14 protein-coding genes are annotated in these 21,237 nt (G+C 43.2%); 6 read left to right on the top strand and 8 right to left on the bottom strand.

Translation table 11 applies throughout. The features are described 5' to 3' along the window. Positions 1-135: 135 nt before the first annotated feature. Complete coding sequence (atpC, locus tag QT974_RS08025) at positions 136-543, top strand: ATP synthase F1 subunit epsilon (protein ID WP_333467988.1); 408 nt, start codon at positions 136-138, stop codon at positions 541-543. A gap of 186 nt (positions 544-729) precedes the next feature. Here atpC and QT974_RS08020 read toward each other — a convergent pair whose 3' ends face one another. Continuing rightward, positions 730-1,029: a DUF7734 family protein gene (locus QT974_RS08020; protein WP_333467987.1), complete on the bottom strand. Its 300-nt coding sequence runs from the start codon at positions 1,027-1,029 to the stop codon at positions 730-732. Between the two features lie 205 nt (positions 1,030-1,234). On the opposite strand from QT974_RS08020, the gene QT974_RS08015 reads away from it, so the two are divergent. The 3 genes from QT974_RS08015 to QT974_RS08005 all read left to right on the top strand — a co-directional run bounded on the left by QT974_RS08015 (position 1,235) and on the right by QT974_RS08005 (position 9,655). Then, a complete protein-coding gene (locus QT974_RS08015) occupies positions 1,235-2,272 on the top strand; it encodes an aliphatic sulfonate ABC transporter substrate-binding protein (RefSeq protein ID WP_333467986.1) in 1,038 nt (345 codons plus the stop codon). A gap of 194 nt (positions 2,273-2,466) precedes the next feature. Continuing rightward, positions 2,467-5,742 carry a response regulator gene (locus QT974_RS08010; RefSeq protein ID WP_333467985.1) on the top strand — a complete coding sequence of 1,092 codons (3,276 nt, stop codon included), beginning with the start codon at positions 2,467-2,469 and terminating at the stop codon, positions 5,740-5,742. 517 nt (positions 5,743-6,259) lie between these two features. Continuing rightward, positions 6,260-9,655, top strand: a complete 3,396-nt coding sequence (locus QT974_RS08005; protein ID WP_333467984.1) for an ATP-binding protein — start codon at positions 6,260-6,262, stop codon at positions 9,653-9,655. A 136-nt stretch (positions 9,656-9,791) separates the two neighbouring features. Here the strand turns inward: QT974_RS08005 and QT974_RS08000 are convergent, their stop codons facing one another. The 4 genes from QT974_RS08000 to QT974_RS07985 all read right to left on the bottom strand — a co-directional run bounded on the left by QT974_RS08000 (position 9,792) and on the right by QT974_RS07985 (position 12,291). Then, positions 9,792-10,064: a peptidoglycan-binding domain-containing protein gene (locus tag QT974_RS08000; RefSeq protein WP_333467983.1), complete on the bottom strand. Its 273-nt coding sequence runs from the start codon at positions 10,062-10,064 to the stop codon at positions 9,792-9,794. Between the two features lie 71 nt (positions 10,065-10,135). Beyond that, positions 10,136-10,411 carry a peptidoglycan-binding domain-containing protein gene (locus QT974_RS07995; protein ID WP_333467982.1) on the bottom strand — a complete coding sequence of 92 codons (276 nt, stop codon included), beginning with the start codon at positions 10,409-10,411 and terminating at the stop codon, positions 10,136-10,138. Positions 10,412-11,246: 835 nt separating this feature from the next. After that, a complete protein-coding gene (locus tag QT974_RS07990; protein WP_333467981.1) occupies positions 11,247-11,489 on the bottom strand; it encodes a hypothetical protein in 243 nt (80 codons plus the stop codon). Positions 11,490-12,015: 526 nt separating this feature from the next. Beyond that, complete coding sequence (locus QT974_RS07985) at positions 12,016-12,291, bottom strand: peptidoglycan-binding domain-containing protein (RefSeq protein ID WP_333467980.1); 276 nt, start codon at positions 12,289-12,291, stop codon at positions 12,016-12,018. Between the two features lie 489 nt (positions 12,292-12,780). On the opposite strand from QT974_RS07985, the gene QT974_RS07980 reads away from it, so the two are divergent. Beyond that, positions 12,781-16,227 carry a response regulator gene (locus QT974_RS07980; protein ID WP_333467979.1) on the top strand — a complete coding sequence of 1,149 codons (3,447 nt, stop codon included), beginning with the start codon at positions 12,781-12,783 and terminating at the stop codon, positions 16,225-16,227. On the opposite strand, the gene QT974_RS07975 is transcribed toward QT974_RS07980, so the two are convergent. From QT974_RS07975 to QT974_RS07965, 3 genes are all read right to left on the bottom strand, one after another. Beyond that, complete coding sequence (locus tag QT974_RS07975) at positions 16,160-17,593, bottom strand: hypothetical protein (RefSeq protein ID WP_333467978.1); 1,434 nt, start codon at positions 17,591-17,593, stop codon at positions 16,160-16,162. The two genes, QT974_RS07980 and QT974_RS07975, sit on opposite strands and share 68 nt — an antisense overlap. Positions 17,594-17,873: 280 nt before the next feature. Continuing rightward, positions 17,874-18,494, bottom strand: coding sequence for a DUF3177 family protein (locus QT974_RS07970; RefSeq protein WP_333467977.1), 621 nt, complete (start codon positions 18,492-18,494; stop codon positions 17,874-17,876). A gap of 569 nt (positions 18,495-19,063) precedes the next feature. After that, on the bottom strand, positions 19,064-19,300 hold the full coding sequence (locus QT974_RS07965) for a Calvin cycle protein CP12 (protein ID WP_293151347.1): 237 nt from the start codon (positions 19,298-19,300) through the stop codon (positions 19,064-19,066). Between the two features lie 481 nt (positions 19,301-19,781). On the opposite strand from QT974_RS07965, the gene QT974_RS07960 reads away from it, so the two are divergent. Next, the gene (locus QT974_RS07960; protein ID WP_333467976.1) at positions 19,782-21,014 is read left to right on the top strand and encodes an FIST signal transduction protein; all 1,233 of its coding nucleotides are present in this window, start codon (positions 19,782-19,784) and stop codon (positions 21,012-21,014) included. Positions 21,015-21,237: the final 223 nt, after the last annotated feature.

The following is a 21,237-nucleotide window of genomic DNA, read 5'->3' as shown; positions in this document are numbered from 1 at the left end:
TTATTTGTTATTTGTTATTGGTAACAACTACCAACTGACAACTACCAACTACCAACTGACAACTACCAACTGACAACTGACAACTGACAACTAACAACTGACAACTGCCAACTGCCAACCGACAACTGACAATTTATGACATTAACTGTGCGCGTAGTTGCCCCAGACAAAACTGTTTGGGATTCTAATGCTGAAGAAGTAATTCTGCCGAGCACCACAGGCCAATTGGGTATCTTGAGCGGTCACGCCCCGATGTTGACCGCTTTGGATACTGGAGTGATGCGCGTCCGTCCCGGTAAGGAATGGGTGTCTATTGCTCTGATGGGCGGCTTTGCTGAAATTCAAGAAAACAAGGTTACTATTCTTGTCAACGGCGCTCAAATGGGCGAAACGATTGATAAAGAAGCTGCTCGTACTGCTTACACCGAAGCTGAAGCTCGTTTGGATAAGTCTGCTAGTGGCACTTTGCAAGAGCAAATTCAAGCCAAGCAAGCAATCAAACGCGCGAGAGCTCGTTTTCAAGCTGCCGGCGGCACGCTTTAGCTTTAGATAGGACGTACGGTTGAAACCAGGTTTACAAAAACTTGCGTCCGCCTCCGCGGTGTAAAGAAAATAACGTAATTTTAACCGCCATTTCTTCAACCCGCTCCCGTCGCGTGAGTGTTTGTAGAGACGCGGTTTCAACCGCCGGGTCTTGTTGTATAGACGCGGTTTCAACCGCCCGGTCTTCTAAACTCCGGCCTCGGACAATAGCAATTCCATGGTTTCCCAAGATAACCCCTGCTGAAGATAGCGGGGGTTATTTGGATTGTAGGGGCTCTCTAGTCGATCGACACTCAGAATCTCTGCGCCCGAGGGTAAAACAGGAACCTCAGGATCGCTGGCGGTCGATCGTACCAGAGAACTAGAAAAGCCTTTAAAAATAGCAACTTCGTCAAATTCCCCATCAATTTTAGCCTTAACGATTAAAACTTCCTGAGGTCTTTTGACCGTGTATTGTTCCAAGCGGTGAGCAATAGAGTCAGCCATAGCAATTATTACTTTTGTCAAATCTGGTATAATATAGCTTAATTGTGCGGCTAATTTTAGGTACAGCCTGCCTAAATTTTATTGTTAATTCGACATTTTAAACAACCAGAAATTAGCGTAAATAATATAACTGCTGTCAAAAACCTCTGGAAAATTACTTCTGCTCAACCTACTTTGACTATCTTTCGCGATCCACAGTACAACTATGTTTAAATTATCGCGTTTAATTCAAAATATTATCAAACTTTTTGCTTGGGGAGATCGGTGGCAATTTATAATATTTTTTTGTTTGAGTTTAGCTTTGTTTAGTTGTGGCTTTGAGCTGACAAATAACTTTACAGCAAAAACCAAAGATCCCTCCTTAAACTTAACAAAAATTGTCAGAATCGGTCATCAGCCCTTGGGAGCGCTGTTTTATCTCAAATTTAAAGGCTCTTTGGAAGCACGTTTATCAAAAATGGGTTGGTCTGTAGAATGGACGGAATTTGTCGCCGGGCCACCAATTTTAGAAGCAATAGGAAAAGGAAAAATCGATCTGGGCTATGCGGGAGTGGCGCCGCCGATTTTTGCCCAATCAGAGGGCGTACCTTTTGTTTATATTGGTAATGACTCAGCTTTACCTGGAAGCATTGGCATCGTAGTTCCTAAAAATTCTCCTATTCGGAGTCTGGCGGATCTCAAAGGCAAGAAAATAGCAGCAACCAAAAAAACCGCAGGTCATTATTTGTTAATTAGGGCGTTAACTCAAGGTGGCTTGCAGTTACAAGATGCTGAATTCGTCGATTTATCTCCGTCAAAAGCTGAGGAAGCATTTCTCAGAGGCGAGGTGGATGCTTGGGCAATTTGGCAGCCGTTTTTAGCTCAGTTACAAGAAACTGTCCCCGTTCATTTCTTGGCTGAGAGCGAGGGGGTAATTAATGATAGAAACTTCTATTTGGCAAGTCGCTCTTTTGCTAGCGAGTTTCCTGAGCTTGTGAAAACAGTGATGGGAGAAACCCGACAGATGGGTAATTGGATAACCCAGAATCCAGAGCGAGCAGCGGAATTTATCACCGCTAGAACCGGAATGAAAAAAACAACAGCTATAATATTAAGTAAAAGCCGCAGCTACGATTTGCTGCCAATTCAAGACAGGGCTGTTGAAGAACAGCAGCGGATTGCGGAAATTTTCTTTCGGTTGGGAATTCTTTCCGATCGCATTTGGATTGAAGATGCCCTGTGGAAACAAAAATTAGATTTCTAGCTGAAGTCACAATTCAGAAAGAATTTAACCGATCGCAAAAGGGCAATTCAAAAATTTCTAACTGGCGGTTGCTAGATCGAAGCCTAACTTGAGCAGAGGTAGCAATAAATCAACGGTGGCGTGAGTGCTAGTATTCAAAATACAACTGGGTGTATTCTAGAGAGTGAGTTCAAACTGTTAAGTGGCAGAATCAAATGTCCTCAATTGCCAATCAACTGCGTTACGGTTTTGTCTCGATTGTTGTGGCAAGCGTATTGATGGCGGGAAGTACGTTAGCTTACATCAGCTTTCGAGGACAAATAGAACAGACAAAACAGCTTCAGTACGAGCGATCGCAAGCTGCGGCTGCCCAAATTAGTGCTTATTTGGATAACTTGCAGCGTCAACTAAATTACTTGTCGGAATTGCGAGGCTTAACCGAATTTAATGCTGAAACTCAACGCAGCATTCTGGAAGGATTAATCAACAGCAACAGCGCCTACGAAGTGGTAGGAATTTTTAACAGTAAAGGTAAAGTCGTACAGGTGATGTCTCCTTACGAATCTTTCTCGGTATCTAGCTTGAGTTTAGCGGGAATTTCGGGAGATGCACCTATATTTTGGGAGACTTTTGGACAGGAAAAAAATTATGTTAGTCCCGTAGATGTCGATATGAAGACAACGGTTAATGTTGTTAACTTGGCTGTGCCAGTTCGCAACAGTAAAAATCAAGTGGATGGTGTATTATTTGCCAGAGTTAGTCTCAATTTCTTAATTCAAATTGCGGCTAGGGCGCAAGTGGGAAAAACTGGATACAGCTACGTTCTTGACCACCGCTCGGTGCTGATTTCCCAACCCGGAAGCAAGATTAATCCGTATTTGCTGCAAGAGTTGAAAGGGCGATCGTTTGTGGGAGAGTTATCCAAATTAGCTTTGGCTTCGGGGACGCAATCTCCCCTGGTTTATCGAGGCTGGCGCGGCGAGGAAGTGATGGGTATCGGGGCGATCGTCCGTAGGGTGCAGTGGATGGTGGTGGTAGAGCTACCTACAGCCGAAGCTTACGCTCCAGTGCGATCGCTGATCTACGTCATGGGTGCAGTTACCACCGCCAGCGCCCTCGTTGCTGTGGGCTTGGGAGTGACTTTTGCTCGATCGATCACAAATCCTTTAAAATCCCTGACATCCGCAGCTACTAAAATGAGTAGCGGAATGTTTGAAACTCGGGTAAATATTGCCGCATCTAACGAACTCGGAAAATTAGCAAATGCTTTTAACAGCATGGCTAGTCAATTGGAATTATCTTTTACCAAATTAGAACATCAAAATGCCCAATTGCAACGACTAGACAAACTCAAAGACGAATTTTTAGCCAACACTTCTCACGAACTGCGCACCCCACTTAACGGGATTATCGGTTTAACTGAGTCTTTGATCGACGGTGCTACAGGAGAATTGCCACAAGCAACAATTTTCAATTTAGAAATGATTGCATTTAGCGGTAGGAGACTGGCAAATCTCATCAACGACATTCTTGATTTCTCGAAGCTCAGACACAAAAATATTGAACTGCAAATCAAGCCTGTCGGCATCCGAGAAATTGTCGATATCGTGGTAACTCTTTCTCAACCTCTAATTGGCACCAAAAACCTACAGTTGATTAACTCAGTTCCAGCCGACATACCCTTGGTAGATGCCGATGAAAACCGATTGCAACAAATTCTTTATAATTTGATTGGAAATGCGATTAAATTTACAGAGAGTGGTACTGTAGAAATTTCCGCTAATGCTATCACATTAACCTCTCCCGATTTGACAAATCAAACCAATTCAGTAACGGGTAAACTGAAATCTTTAATTGTCAGGTCAAAACTGCAAATTACGGTATCTGACACCGGGATTGGCATTGCCGAAAATAAATTAGAACGAATTTTTGAATCTTTTGAACAAGCAGACGGTTCCACTGCTAGAGAATACGGAGGAAGCGGTTTAGGTTTGGCTGTGACAAAGCAGTTAGTCGAGCTGCACGAGGGTGAAATTCAGGTATCTTCAGAACTCGGTGTTGGGTCGCATTTCACATTTAGTTTGCCCATCTCTCAACATCAGTATGTCGATAACCAGCCTTTGCCCGTAACGGTGAGGCAGTCTTTACTTCCTAAAACCACCGAGCGCAACTCAATAACTAATGAAACTGTGACAGTAAGTTTTAATAATAATAGTACGATCGCCGATCGAGAACGCCAACAAAACAGCTTGGTGAAAATATTGATTGTAGATGACGAAAGTGTGAATGTTCAGGTATTGGCTAACAACTTACTTCTCGAAAAATATACCATCGCCGAAGCTAGCAGCGGTAGAGAAGCTTTGGATCTTATAGACAGAGGCTATAAGCCGGATCTAATTTTGCTAGATATCATGATGCCCCGGATGACTGGTTACGAAGTTTGCGAGAAAATTCGGGAAAAATTCGCGGCGAGCGAATTGCCAATAGTCATGCTCACTGCCAAAAATCAAGTATCTGACTTAGTACAAGGTTTCAATGCAGGAGCAAATGATTTTTTAACTAAACCGTTTCTCAAAAATGAATTGCTAGCCCGAATCAAAACTCACATCCGTCTGACAAAAATCAATGCAGCTTACGGTAGATTTGTCCCCCACGATTTTCTGCGATTTCTGGGACACGAAAGTATTCTTGATGTTCAACTCGGCGATCAAATTCAGAAAGAAATGACAATTTTATTTTCTGACATTCGCTCTTTTACGACTATCTCCGAAGCGATGACTCCCCAAGAAAACTTTAGTTTTATCAATAGCTATCTCAGCCGAGTGAGTCCAGTTATCCGCGCTCACAAAGGTTTTATCGACAAATATATTGGTGATGCAATTATGGCACTATTCCCTGAGTCGGCAGATGATGCTGTTCGGGCGGCAGTGGAAATGCAAAAACAAGTTATTACTTACAACCAGCACCGACAACAAAGCAATTACGCACCGATTACGATCGGCATTGGTTTGCACGCAGGCACTTTAATGTTGGGTACAATTGGCGAAGAAGAACGGATGGAAAGCACGGTGATTGCTGATGCGGTGAATCTTGCGTCTCGTTTGGAAGGCTTGACCAAGGTTTACGGCTCGGGAATTCTAGTCAGTGAATCAATTTTAGAGCGTTTGGGCGATCGAGAAAAATATTTGTGCCGATTTGTAGATAGAGTCACAGTAAAAGGAAAAAAATCTGTAGTGTCGGTATTTGAAATTTATGATGCAGAAACACAACAAAGCATCGACCTCAAGCAGGAAACTGCCGCGGCATTTGAAAAAGGTTTGGAGCTTTATTTCGATAAAAATTTTACTAAAGCCCAAAAAATCTTCAAAAAGATTTGCGAAACCAATCCTCAAGATAAGTTGGCAGCAATCTACTACCAGCGCTCTCTGAAGAATCGAATGTATGGAGTGTCAGAGGGATGGTCGGGGATAGAAGCTTTAGAAAATAAGTAATAAAACTAACATCAAGCTGATGCCAAAAATTGTTACCTATTTGTCTGGTTTTTTATCGCTGGTCTCAGTCATAATATATTCAGGTAGAAATCTGAGCTACCAAAGTTGGCAGTTTGCCGGAAACTCACATCCTAGAATAGGCTACTTTTGATATCACTCAACAAAAATGCAGTGCCAGGCTAACTTCTAGCCCTTATGCAGTAAGTCGTTTCATCGAAAAGTTAAAATTTAAAATGCTATGACTTCCAACTCGAATGTACTGCATAACGCGATGTCAAAAACAAACCAGGCGATCTAAAAGATATTGGGTTTGACAGCACTTCAGGCGGGAACAGAGAACCAACCATTCCCTGTGTAATATCCTGTCGTGGATTGCCACAATAAAACTCGCTTGTGCGTGGGGTTGATCCCGTAAATATGATATGATTTTTATGGCTGTATAAAATGCTTTACAATACTTGAATTAGGTGCAAATTTTATCGAGTATCCACTCTATTGTTCACCCTAAATTAATGTTATGTCAACTTTTTCGGTCAAGTGCTTAGTTGCCAAATTTTCAGGAAAAGCAACGCTGCAAACTGTATTAATAGTTCCGTTTGTGTTGCAAGTATTTGCTGCGGTTGGAATAGTAGGATATTTATCATTTAGGAATTCTCAAAGAGCGGTAAATGACCTTGCTGGTCAGTTGATGGGAGAGGTGAGCAATCGCATTCAGCAAAATTTGAAAACTTATGTAGAAACTCCGCACCAAATCAATCAAAGCAAGCTGGATTCAGTAAAACTGGGTTTTGTGAGCATGAAAGATTTGTCAGCGTGGGAAAAGTATCTGTGGCGGCAAGTGCAGTTATATCCTTACATAAATTTTACTTCGGTAGGCAATCAGGATGGGGAATACCGCACCGGAGAAAAGATGTCAGACGGCACTTTGCTGATTAACACATCCGGCCCGTCTACGGGTTTTAATTTTTATTCTTTCACTACGAACAATCGGGGCGATCGCGCATCAGTAGCAGCCACTGTCAAAAACTTTGATATCCGACAGCATCCTTCCTATACCTATGCTGCTTTAGAAGCTAAACCAACCTGGAGTTCGGTGTATGTATCCTTTTTAGAACCAACATTAATCCTCAGCGCTCTCCAGCCAGTTTACGATAGCGAAAAACAATTAGAAGGAGTGTTAATTGCAGCCTTGCGTCTCGATCGCATCGGTTTCTTTTTAAATAGCCTCAATATTGGCAAATCAGGTCAGGCATTTATTATTCAAAAAAATGGAATGCTGTTGGCAACTTCCAGTAAAGAATTACCATTTCGCTCGCGCCACGACAAAAAAGAACTGTTTAACGTTACAGAAAGTACCGATACAGTAACTCAAGCTACAGCTAAATACTTAGCAACTCAATTTAATACTTTTCATAGCATTCAAGATTCGCAGCAGCTAAGTTTTGAAATAAACGGCAAACCTCAATTTGTAAAAGTCCTGCCTTTCAAAGACGGCAAAAGTTTAGATTGGCTGATTGTTGTCGTGGTTCCTGAAGCAGACTTTATGGAACAAATTCACGCCAACAACCGCACTACTGCGCTGCTGTGTGTGGGGGCTTTGGGGATGGCAACAGTTTTAGGAATCCTCACTTCTCGCTGGATTATCAAACCTATTTTAAAGCTAAAAGATGCTGCAATAGCTTTGTCTGAAGGACAATTTGACAGAACTGTCAAGCTCGATCGCTCTGACGAGTTGGGCGTACTTGCTACGGCTTTTAACAGCATGGCAGCACAACTGCAAGCATCTTTTACGGCCCTAGAAACTAAAAATACTGAATTGCAGCGACTTGACAAACTCAAAGACGAATTCTTAGCCAATACCTCTCACGAACTGCGCACTCCCCTCAACGGGATTATTGGGATTGCAGAATCTTTAATAGATGGAGCTACGGGACAATTACTAGAAACAACAAATTTCAACTTGGGTTTAATCGCCTCGTCTGGAAAAAGATTGTCTTCTTTAATTAACGATATTCTAGATTTTTCTCAGCTCAAACACAAAACTCTCGAACTGCAAATTAAATCTGTCAGTCTCCGAGAAATAGTCTCTGTAATTATTACCTTGTCTCAGCCATTAATCGGTCAAAAAAAATTGCAATTGATTAACTCAGTCGCTGCTGAATTGCCCCCAATAGCAGCGGACGAAAATCGCTTGCAACAAATACTTTACAATTTAATCGGCAATGCGATTAAATTCACAGAAAACGGTACCGTTGCAATTTCAGCAGAATTAGTAACGGGCAACCAAAAATCACCGCTCAATCCCCAATTAGCCATTACTGTATCCGACACCGGAATTGGCATCCCCGAAGAGAAATTAGACCTAATTTTTGAATCTTTTGAGCAAGCCGACGGTTCGACTGCTAGAGAATATGGCGGCACGGGTTTAGGGTTAGCAGTTGCCAAGCAATTAGTGGAATTGCACGGAGGTAGAATTTCGGTCTCTTCAACTGTAGGCGCTGGTTCCCAATTCACCTTTACTTTGCCTGTAGCTGAGAGTCAACCAGAGTTTAGCAGCACACCGCCGCGTTTGACTGAGGAATCTCGCATTTTAATAGCTGCTGAATTCGCCCCCCAATCATCTATAATAAATTCTACTATTTTAGCAAAAAATAATTTGATAGCAAGTGAAAAAATCCAAATTTTAGTGGTGGACGATGAACCAATTAATATTCAAGTTGTCGCCAATAATCTTTCTCTAGAAAACTATTACATAACTCAAGCTAGCAACGGCATAGAAGCTTTAAATCTGATTGAATCAGGATTAAAGCCAGACTTAATTTTACTCGACGTAATGATGCCGCACATGACTGGTTATGAAGTGTGCCGAGAAGTGCGAAAAAAATACTCGCCTTTAGAAATGCCGATTTTGATGCTGACGGCAAAAAATCAAACTATTGACTTGGTAGAAGCTTTTAACTTAGAAGCAAATGATTATGTAACTAAACCTTTTATCAAAAAGGAATTGGTGGCGAGAATTAACACGCAAATTCGTTTAGCAAAACTGAATGCTGCCTACGGCAGGTTTGTGCCGCACGATTTTCTAAGCTTGTTGCAAAAGCCTAGTATTGTGGAAGTTAAATTAGGCGACAACCAGGAAAGGGATATGACTGTGCTATTTGCTGATATTCGCTCGTTTACGTCGATTTCAGAACAGATGACGCCTGCGGAAAATTTTGCATTTATTAATAGTTACTTGGGGATGGTAAGCCCTGCGATCGGGAAAAATAATGGGTTTATTGACAAATATATTGGGGATGCGGTCATGGCTTTGTTTCCTACATTTGCATCAGATGGTGTGCGAGCGGCAATTGATATGCAAAGACAAGTGAAGATTTTTAACCAGGAGCGAGAAAAAAACGGGTTGTTTCCGATCGCGATCGGCGTTGGTTTGCACGCGGGAAATTTGATGTTGGGTACCATTGGGGAGCGAAAACGGATGGAAAGTACGGTGATTGCTGATGCGGTGAATCTGGCGTCTCGTTTGGAAGGATTGACTAAAGTGTACGGCGCGGGAATTCTGGTTAGCGGTACAATTATCGATCGCCTCGACGCTCCCGAAACATATAAGTACAGATTTGTCGATCGCGTAAAAGTCAAAGGAAAGACAAATATTGTGTCGGTGTTTGAAATTTACGATACAGAAACAGACAAAAGTATTGCACTCAAGCAGCAAACTGCGGAGATTTTTCAAGAAGGTCTGAATTTTTACTACCAGCAAAAATTTGTGGCTGCTCAAAAAATATTTCAGAATATTTTACAAATCAATCCTGACGATCGGGTAGCAATGCTTTACTTCAAACGCGCTCGCAAATATCGAATGTACGGAGTGCCGGACGGGTGGTCTGGGGTGGAAGCTTGGACGGAGAAATAAGTCGTTTTTTTTAAGAAAAAACAAGAGCGCAGGGGTTTGTGCAATTTAAAACTTGCTCAGCGTCGGGCGCGGTTGCTACAAAAAATAGGGCGCGCACCGCACGCCCTACTTTGTTTACAATATGGTTGCGCAAAGTTTAAAATAGAGTTGCACAAACGCCCAATTTATTCCAAGTTTTTGGGCCGACAACGCCATCAGCAGCGATTTTTTGTTTTTGTTGAAAACTGATGACCGCTTGTTGGGTTTTGGCGCCGAACGAGCCATCAGTATTTAGGGAAGCTCCGCTGGCATTCAACAGTCGCTGAAGGTAGCGCACATCTTCATTTTGGCTGACGGCATCATTGCGTTGCAGTAGGGGAAAATAACGGCAAGAAGGTAATTCGATGCGAGTTGCGTTTGTGGTTTGCATGGTTTGATTTATCCTTAGTTATTTGCAAGTTTTCAGCGACAGAGAAGTACGGCAAAATGTTGGGCTGTCATTTAACACCCGGTGGGAGCGCAAGCATCTAAGTAGTTCCAGGTTTGCTGGCCGACAATGCCATCAACAGTAATCTTTTTTTTGTTTTGAAAATCGAGGACTGCTGCTTCAGTTTTCGCGCCGAAGAATCCATCAATTGCTAGGCTATATCCTTTTTTAACTAAGGATTTTTGGAGATAGCGCACGTCTTGATTGGCAGTGCTATTATTATTAAGTTGCAGTGTGGGCAAGGAAGAACACAGAGGTAATTGACCGTGAATTTCGTTTGTGGTTTGCATGGTTTTTTTTGGGATGAGTGGTTGGCAAGTTGTTTGAACCTGCTATTCCCCAGTTATAGCTGTGGGGCAAAGTGCTTTAACAGTCGCTTTTTATTGTGACACTTATCTGAGGTAGCTCAGATGAGTGACAGAAGAAAGTAAGTTAGGCAACGGATGTAACGGATGTAACGCGATGGATGTTGAGGATTAAGGGTTGAGGAGCGACTTAATGATACAGTCTTGGACGCAGAACCTAATTATTTAGGATGCCCATCGGCGCACTTTACTCTATGACTAGCGTGTCAAAGCACTGTTTGCTTCCTGGACTTGTAATGCTGAACTACAACGAATAAAAGTTGCACAAAAAATCCCAGTAATTTTAGGGAAAAATGAGATTTAATGTTAATCTGAATAAAATATAATTTGAAACTGTTTGCAATCAGCTAATCAAGAATAGGACAAATTTATCAAATAATAGTATCCAACTATGTTTGTGCCTAAATACGCCAATTATGAAAGTACATAAAACCTCAAAATATGTCAAGCAAGTGCTTTATTGTTGTGTTTAATGCTTTAATTTTAATAAAAATACATTAGTAAATATTTGTGACTATTAGTTTTATCCTCTAATATCAATTTTTTATGAAGCTGCATAGAATTCGATCCCCCCAGCCGCTTAAAAAGGGGGAGCAAGAATTTAAACTCCCCCTTTTTAAGGGGATGCGAGGGGGATAGCGATCTGTGCAACTTCACATTAAATTGGTATAAGCTGATAACTATTTTAAAAATAACAGATTCAAACACGAAAATTCCCAACTCTCGGGAGCTGGGGATTTTCTGCACGTTGCGATCGAAACTATGCCATGGTTGTCGGTATATTTGAACAGACTCGTTGCAGAAACAACCTATTCTTTTTCTGAAGGTGAAGGAGCGAGCAAACCGGAGATGGCGCCGCATTACTGCCAATCACCACAAAAAGTTGAGGAATTTCCTTGCCCATGACAGAGAGTGTCATGCCAGAAGCCAGTGAAATCAAAATGGCTCCTGCTAAACTGCTAACAATTAGACGGTAACAAAAATTATCGGATTTATACAGCATAATTGATTCAATTTTTACAAGTGGTTGACTACCAAATTTAATATTTGTGAGGCAAATATAAAGTAACTTGGCGATTGTATTAGATGATTTTTCGATGGGATAGCCTGACTAAAATGTCGATAATTACCACGCTCATCTGCCGTTGTCCTAAATATCTAAAAGGGCTGCGGTAAACAAGCCATCCGAATACCTCATTAGTAGTTACCGAAGATGCGCTGGCATTCAGCGGTTCTTGAAGTTAGGGGTAATTCTCATTTTTAGTGACGGCATCGTTGCGTTGAATTAGAATTAAATAACGGCGGGAAGGTCATTTAATACAAATTACATTGATGATTGGCATAATTTGAGTTGACCTTGCTTAATGTCAGTTGTTTAAAAGCAACAAACCACAAAAATATTGAGATTATTGGACTAATTGTTGAGAAAACTAAACCTATTTGCTTGCGGTTTATACGGGTGACAATAAAGTGTTTGTGTAAACCACAACGGCTTGCCACCCGTGCATCCAGGATTACTTAAGTTGGATTTAACAACCGCTGGGAGTGCAAGCACCTAAGTAGTTCCAGGTTTGCTGGCCGACAATGCCATCAACAGTAATCTTTTTTTTGTTTTGAAAATCGAGGACTGCTGCTTCAGTTTTCGCGCCGAAGAATCCATCAATTGCTAGGCTATATCCTTTTTTAACTAAGGATTTTTGGAGATAGCGCACGTCTTGATTGGCAGTGCTATTATTATTAAGTTGCAGTGTGGGCAAGGAAGAACACAGAGGTAATTGACCGTGAATTTCGTTTATGGTTTGCATGGTTTTCTTGGGGATGAGTGGTTGGCAAGTTGTTTGAACCTGCTATTCCCCAGTTGTAGCTGTGGGGCAAAGTGCTTTAACAGTCGCTTTTTATTGTGACACTTCTTTGAGGTAGCTCAGATGAGTGACAGAAGAAAGTAAGTTAGGGGGCGGATTTTTTTAACGGATTTAATGAATGTAACAGATGGATGCTGGATCTTGATGGGTAAGAGGTTGATTTAGTTAAAGATTGCTTGAGGCATAACCCGATCGCCTAAAGTGCCAGAAAAGAATTGTGTAGCGGAGATTTTTAGCATGAGGTACAATGCTTTTGATTGGGAAATTGACCCATATTTGAATAGGTGCTTTTTATTACATCACGCATCCGGGAGCGCTAATATCAGCAGAATTCGCGATCGACAATTAGCTAGAACTAATTACTAATTGCCATCAAACGCAAGAATCGGTAGATTTGTGCTGTATCCCTGAACACTCAAGCGATTACTTATTATGTTATTGAAAAAAAAAGCTAGGTCGATCGCCAAATTTTATAGTAGCTTACCCCTCCGTTTAGCGCTGACTTTGCCGTTCGTGGTGCAAACTTTAGCAGTAGTAAGTATAGTTGGATACCTGTCGTTCAAAAACGGACAAAAAGCAGTTCAAAAACTGGCAGATAACTTGCAGGGCGAAATCAGCGGTCGCATTCAAGAACACCTGGAAAATTACTTGGAAAAACCCCACAGCATCGCCCAAATCAACGCTGGTGCAGCTAATGTCGGAAACCTGAATCCAGACGATTTGCAGGCTACTGAACGTTACTTTTGGCATCAGAGCCAAATATTTGCGTCGTTGCGGCAAATTTATTTAGGGACAAAAGAAGGTCAGTTTATTGGAGTTGAGAGACAAGACTCTGGTGAATTAGCTGCCAAAATTACAGAAAACTTTCCTCGCCGTTCTTTTTATGGCTTAGATGCTCTGGGAAATCACGCTAAACTGTTGCGTTTTGAACCAAATTATGATTTGCGCGCTCGCCCTTGGTACCTGAGCGCCACCGCAGCAGAACAACCAGTTTGGACTGAAATCTATACATTTTTTCAGGGCGAGTTGGGAATCACGGCGGCTCGGCCATTTTATGATACTCAAGGCGAGTTTCGCGGAGTAATGGCCGTGGATATTGTTTTGGGGCAGATTAGCGACTTTCTCAGAAAAATCAAAATTAGCCGATCGGGTCAAATCTTTATTATGGAGCGATCGGGCACTTTAGTGGGCAGTTCGACGGACGAAAAACCCTACATTACCGACGCTAGCGGCAAATTTCAGCGCTTGAAAGCAATTGACAGCACCAACTCCTTAACTTCGTCAGCAGCCAAACACATAATTAACAGTTTTAACTTAAGCTTAGTTGAACCGCCTCAAAAGCTACAATTTCAACTTAAAAATCAGTCTAATTTTGTACGTATTCTGTCATACAGAGACCGGGTAGGGCTTGATTGGTTGGTGGTAGTAGTGATTCCCGAAAACGATTTCATGGAGGAAATAAACAGCAATACCCGCAGCACTATTCTACTTTGTCTCGCCGCACTGATTTTATCAATAATTATGGGTAGTTTGACAGCGCGATCGCTCACCAACCCAATTTTGCGGCTAAATGCTGCCGCCAAAGACATCGCCCGAGGAGAATGGGAACAGAAACTAGAGATCGATCGCGCCGACGAAGTGGGCGAACTCGCCAAATCCTTCACCAGCATGGCATCTCAACTAAAAATAACCTTCGCCACGCTCCAAAATCAGAATCAAGAATTGCAGGAACTAGACAAACTCAAAGACGAATTCTTAGCCAACACTTCCCACGAATTGCGAACGCCCCTCAACGGTATGATCGGGATTGCCGAATCAATGATTGATGGTGCAGCCGGAACTTTATCAGAAATTCAACAACACAACCTGTTAATGATTGCCGATAGCGGCAGGCGACTCAACGAACTTGTCGATAATATTCTCGACTTTGCTCAACTCAAAAATCACAAATTAGAATTGCAGCTTCAGAGTGTAGGATTGAAGTCGATTGTCGAAGTAATCCTTACAGTTTGCCAACCTTTAGCTGCTAGTAAAAATATCCAATTAGTTAATGCAATTTCTGGTGATTTACCCTTGGTTTTAGCCGACGAAAACCGCTTGCAACAAATCCTCTACAACTTAATTGGAAATTCGATTAAATTTAGCGAATCAGGCAGTATCGAAATTTCAGCAGAAATTGTCGCCACCGATGGCGAAATACCTTTGGGAGTGTCCGAATCAAATAAGCCACTAGCAATCCCCGATTTTCAAATAGCTGTCACCGTTTCCGATACAGGAATCGGAATTTCTGCCCCAAATCTCGATCGCATTTTTGAGCCATTTGAACAAGGGGACGGTTCCACAGTCAGGCAATACGGAGGAACAGGCTTAGGTTTAACACTATCCAAACAATTTGTCGAACTCCACGGCGGCAAAATATACGCAGCATCCCAAGTCGGAATTGGTTCCCGTTTCACATTTACCCTGCCTGTTTCTCCAGCACAAATTTATCTGAATGAAGCGTTCATAAATGGCTATCCCGCAACACATACTCACAATTCGACATCAAAAGATCGCAGTTATATGTCTTGCAGTTTAAATTTTGATCGATTAGTTCAGAATCCAGCAGAGCCACCCGCTGCGCCCTTAGGGGCCGAACAATTTAAAATTCTGATAGTTGATGACGATGCGATCAACTTGCAAGTTTTAAACAATCACCTTTCGTTGCAAAATTATAGCGTCATCCAAGCATTAAACGGCGAACAAGCCCTATTACTCCTAGAAAGCGGGCAGCATTTTGACTTGATCGTTCTCGATATCATGATGCCGAGAATGTCTGGTTATGAAGTTTGCGCCAAACTCCGAGAAAAATATCCCTCCCACGAGTTACCTGTAGTCATGCTAACTGCGAAAACTCAAGTATCAGACTTAATAGTAGGATTTCAATTTGGAGCCAATGACTATCTAACCAAACCTTTCTCGAAAGACGAACTTTTAACCAGAATCAAGTCTCACATTAACTTATCGCAAACTAACAGCGCCTACGGGCGATTTTTCCCGGATGCTTTCTTAGATTTTTTGCAAAAAGAGAGCATTGTAGATATCCAATTAGGCAATCATGTCAGCAAAGAAATGGCTGTCATGTTTAGCGATATTCGTTCGTTTACTGCTCTTTCCGAGACCATGACTCCGCAGCAAAACTTTGATTTTGTTAACGCCTACCTGCGAGAAGTAAGTCCGAAGATTAGAGAGCATCACGGCTTTATCGTCAAGTATTTAGGAGATGGGATGATGGCAGTTTTTCCCAACGGTGCTGACGATGCTGTCAAAGGTGGAATTGCTAAACTGCAACAAGTTGACGAATATAATATCGATCGCAAAAACAGCGGGTCTCAAGCGATTAAAGTTGGTGTGGGAGTGCATTTCGGTCACATGATGGTAGGCATAGTTGGCGAAGCGGCGAGAATGCAGGGAGATGCTTTTTCGGATCATGTCAATTTAGCCTCTCGTTTGGAAAGTCTGACTAAGCTATATGGAGTGTCTTTAATAATTTCTGAGAACGTTTTGGATAACTTGACTAATCCCGAACAGTATCAAATCCGTTTTTTAGACAGAGTAATTGTCAAAGGGAAACAGCAGCCAATTTCCATTTACGAAGTCCTTGATGCAGAAACCAATTCAACTAGGGAACTTAAGTTACAAACTCAGCGGGATTTTGCACGAGGTTTAGAACATTATCGGCACCACGAATTTAGGGCAGCTAAAACCTGTTTGTATCAAGTTTTAGCTGTCAATCCCGACGACAAAACCGCTGCACTGTATTTAGATAGACTCAACCATTTGATAGAAAAGGGCGTACCGGAAAATTGGTCTGGGGTTTGGACTTTAACTCAGAAGTGATATCGTAGTAGCGGTAGATAGCGGATTTGCGGCTGTCAAACAACATGAGAATTGAGTTAACCACGATTTCTGTAACTATCGGGTTAAAGTCGGAAATAAATTCATCAGGGCCGCTATTTTCTCGAAAAAATTCTTTAGCTCTAGCGCACTGATATCGCATTTCGTCAAACCCAACAATTTTGACCGCAAACGTTGCGAGGGGCGAGTTTTGCAAATCGTTATTAGAACTGCTTTTAGCCCGCCCCTGTTCTAATAAATTGAAAACTTCGGCTTCTAAATCGCTTCGAGGTTGGCAAGGTTGTTGTATTTTTGGAAAAAAGTTTTCCAAGCGCAGGCTACCAGCACTTCGTTCGGGTAGTTCTCCCATCATCGCCGTCAGAGAAACATCGATTCCCAAACCCGAAGAAAGAGCTTCCAGCAGGGCGATTACAGCCAGCTTGCACCCTAAATAAAGCTTGGCAACTTCCAGATTGTACTTAGCAGTAGTTTCCCAGCGCTGGTAAGTGCGATCGTCTGGATAGCCCTCAAATTGCCGGAAAATCACTTCCGGCTGGAGATAATTCAGAAAACCTTCCATCTTCAGCAAAGCCACTCGGTAGTCGCGCACCGTATAAAAACCGTAGCTGGTGAGATTGTGATTAGTTTCCGGCAGTAGATTCCAGGTATTTGCTAAAAAATGAGCTGAACTCTCGTGAGCAAAACTGAAGACATCCCGATTAGCGATGCGCACACTTTTTCTCACCGTTTCCCGCATTTGTTCGTCAGTAAAGCTGAGATCGAACAGGCTATTTATTGCTTGCAAGCGGTGATAAAGCCGCTGGCTGACTGTGACTCCATACTGGGCGGAGCGAAACGGAATTGTTGCTTCTATGCAGGCTGCAATTTGAAGCAATTGCTCGCGTTTGAGAAATGGTTCGAGAGCTTTTGCTGCGACTACAGCGCTGAGAAATTCGTTTTGTCCTGCGAAAGGATTGAGAACTTGTCCGGGTACAAAACCGAATACCAGCATTACTATCTCGAAGGTAGCATCCGCAGAAAATTCAGATTGTTCTCGAATCTGTAGCTGTTTGTTAAGCTCTTTGGTAACAGGAGTGATGTAGTAGCTGACGTTAAAGTTTATGCTGCGATCGACTTGTACGTAGACGATATCGTGAAATAAAGCTGCCAAAATCTCGATCGCGTCTTCGTTTCCCCCGACATCAAAAATATGTTCGGGAGTGTGAAAAAACCGCCAGGGCCCAGTCATCGGCTGAACGATCAGTTCCGCAATCCGAGCGATTTCAGTTGGTTCAACTTCTGCATTCAGGCGATCGAGCGCCCAAATCAATTTTTCTAAGCACTGTAAATACGCTTCTTTGCTATCCATCACAGTCTTTTCCAATAACATTACACTCACGTCAGCTATCTTTTTATTACTTTGATTGTTTCGTAACTGTGTCCTTTGTTTTGGTCTTTTTAAGAATTAAACCACGAATTTAGGATGTAAATACTTGCTTAAGATTCACCAGCAAGAATTGGTTTAAAGCCCTCGCACCCGATCGGAATAAAATAAAATCAGACTATTCATTACTCGAATCCTCTTCCTTCTTTTGTCAAGTGCTGTCAACCATTCGACTTCGGGAGCGAGCTGTCAACTGTCAACTGAATTAATTTCCAGTAGCTGACCTGCCTTGTTTTCCTAATTTAATTAGCACAAAATATGACAAGTAAAGTACATAAATTGTTAAGCCCATTAGACCCAACAATCCCAAAAATTGAGGGTTAGCCCCGGGGTGAAACATCTGCTTGTAAAGCCAAGGCGGGTTTAACCAAACACTACAAAAAGGTTCGTCAATTACTTGAAGTTGAGATTTAAAGGCACAGCTTAAGAAGGGAATTTGAGCGATCGCACCTAAACCGCTGTAAACAGTAATTGCCCAGCGCCAAGCTGTAAAGGCCAGCTTCAAAGACGATTGCGGGCGATCGGCAATTTCGTCGTTTAAATCTTGCCAAAACCACAGACAAGCAGGAATCAAAGCCCTCCCCATCACCGAGGAGACAAAGCTCACAGGCAGCGCCGCCATCATCAGGTAAAGTGTAATTGCCAGCAAACTCGCCACCCGCCAATAAATTATCAACAAACGGACGATCGCCTCAGATGAAGCAAAAACAGCCCAAATCAGCACTACCAGCGGGATCGAAACGGTTAACAACACAGATAACCGGTAATCCATCCACACAAGTGGTTGAAACCAAGGCCCGGTGGCTGCCAATAAAAGACTCAACATTTTAGGGAAAATATACTCACTTATTTGTGACAGATTTTACTATAAAAAAGCTCAAAAATCAGCAACTGTAAAACAGTCTTAATGTTCTAGTTGCTGCTGCACTTGGACGGTACTTGGGGTCTTTCTCGGTTGGTACTCTATAGAACCCATTTGATATCTATATTTGCGTAAATCTCAGAAACCCGGTCGATCTCTATATTTCTGGTCGCCAAACCCAAAAACTCGTAGAAACGCGGTTTCTCGACATCAGGCTAAATCTCAGAAACAGGTCGATCTCTATATTTCTCGTCACCCAATCCAAAAACTCAAAGATATCAAATGGGTTCTATACAGGATATTCGCGAATACGCGATTGCTAACAGTTTTTTTGTGATGGCGAAGCGAGGAGAGCCGCAGCCATCTGTGCGTCTATTTTTGACTCGGGTTTTGCATGCACAACTGTCGGATCGAAAGCTGATTGCTCTGTTCGGGAAATGTCGCCATTACCTGGAGTTTCAACCGATACAAAAATCCCGCGTCAAAATTTAGATTTTGACGCGGGAGGGCAGATACGAAGCTAAATTGCTCGTTTATTCGTCGTAGATGCGGCACTCAGCAGCGTCAGGATTGTCGTCGCAATATTTTTCAAAAGAATTCTTAGGCTTGACTTGCTTTTGGTGGGAAGCTTCAGCTTGCAGTTCTTCAACTGCGTCCCACGCTGCTGCACATTCCCCGGAAGTGGCGCCCTTCAAGTCACAGACGGTACGAGCGCTTTCTAGTTCTTCTTCAATTTTTTCTTCGATGTTGCCTGCGGGTGTTGTTGTCATAAACTTGTTGGTATGAAAGGTTTTCTTTTTGGATGTTAGCTTGTGTTTGACTTGCCGTTTCAGTCTGGCGACCTCAACTAATACTAGCTTGAGATGCGCTGCTGTGGCAGCCCAGATAGAAATCATCCATAACTGCGATCGCAGCAGCCGTCTTTACTTCCTGTTTTACAGAGAACCTGTCGCCCGGTTCTAGTCCACAGGCATCAATGCAGGTCGAGCCGACCTTACTTTTGATAAAAACACTACATGAAACTGGCGTGTCAAACTGTATTGAGCTTTATCTTTTAAGATTTAGCTAAACGTGCCATTTAACACTAAACAGATTGATGCTTGACTCATGTTAACTTATGTTAACACGATCTCCGCCAGGGAGCCGAATCGATCGCCCCAGAAAACCGTCCCGCCAGCGGCCAGTTGCGGTTAGCCTAATGTATAGAGATAGTTTTATAAAGAAGTTAGCCTGATGGACAAGTCAAACCAAATGCAATGGGTCAGCGCCTTATCAACCCGTCCGTCTTTAGAATCAGCCCTGAGAGAAGTTGTAGAACAAGCCGATCGCGAATTAGACGGCCCGGCAGATTTAGCGCTGATATTTATCTCGTCTGCCTTTGCCAGCGAGTATTCTCGGCTGATGCCTTTACTGCAAGAACTGCTGCCAGTGGCAGCGATTTTGGGGTGCGGCGGGGGAGGAGTCATCGGTACCAACCGGGGCGGGTTGACCGAAGAAGTAGAGGGTTCTCCCGCAGTCAGCCTGAGTCTGGCCCGCTTACCGTCGGTAAATATCAGAACCTTTCACGTCAGTGGAGAAGAACTGCCGGACTTAGACAGTCCCCCGGATACTTGGGTGGATCTGTTGGGCGTGCCGGTCGAGGAAGAACCGCAATTTATCATCTTGGCCGACCCGTTTTCTGCAAAAATTAACGATTTGCTGCAAGGGCTAGATTATGCCTATCCGGGCGCGCCGAAGGTAGGGGGGCTCGCCGGCGGGGACGGTTCCAGAGGTGCGGCGCTGTTTTGCGACTATCAGCTTTACCGAGAAGGCACGGTGGGAGTTGCTTTGAGCGGGAATATAGTTTTGGAAACGATCGTCGCCCAAGGCTGTAGACCGATCGGGCATCCGTATCGGGTGACGGAAGGAGAGCGCAATATTTTGCTGAAACTCGAAGAACAAACTGATGATAGCAGCAGCAGAGGCATCGAGCGATCGCCCTTAGAGGCGCTGCGAGAGTTAGTTCAGACCTTGAGCGAAGCAGACCGAGAATTAGCCCAGCACTCGTTATTTGTGGGCTTAGTCAGCGATGAATTCAAGATGACATTAGAGCCGGGAGATTTTTTAATCCGCAATTTGTTGGGAGTAGATCCCAAAGTCGGGGCAATTGCGATCGGCGATCGAGTCCGTCCCGGACAGCGCATCCAATTCCACCTGCGGGACGCGCGCACCTCCGCAGAAGACTTAGAGATGCTGCTCGATCGGCATCAGCGGGCCGCCGAGGACAGGGGTACATCCAGCGCCGGCGCCTTGATTTTCTCTTGTCTGGGGCGCGGTGAAGGGCTTTACGGCCAGTCGAACTTTGACTCGCGACTGTTCGCCAGATACCTCAAAAACATCCCCCTGAGCGGCTTTTTCTGCAACGGCGAAATCGGCCCCGTCGGGGGCAGCACGTTTCTGCACGGCTACACATCGGTATTCGGGATTTGCCGCCAAAATTCTTAATCGGTGAACACTAGATAGGACCTGCGGGTTGAAACCGCGTAAGCGTCAAACTTTCGTCCGCCGGACGGCGACTGGGGAAAATCAACAATTTCAACCCGCCGGGAGTGGATTTTTTCTTTATAGAACCCATTTGATATCTATTTTGCGTAAATCTCAGAAACCGGGTCGATCTCTATATTTCTGGTCACCCAACCCAAAAACTCGTAGAAACCCGGTTTCTCGA

The sequence above is a fragment of the Microcoleus sp. BM001215392 genome (assembly GCF_036700185.1).
In the GTDB taxonomy this organism is placed as follows: domain Bacteria; phylum Cyanobacteriota; class Cyanobacteriia; order Cyanobacteriales; family Microcoleaceae; genus Microcoleus.
This window is presented reverse-complemented; position numbering and strand designations above follow the sequence as displayed.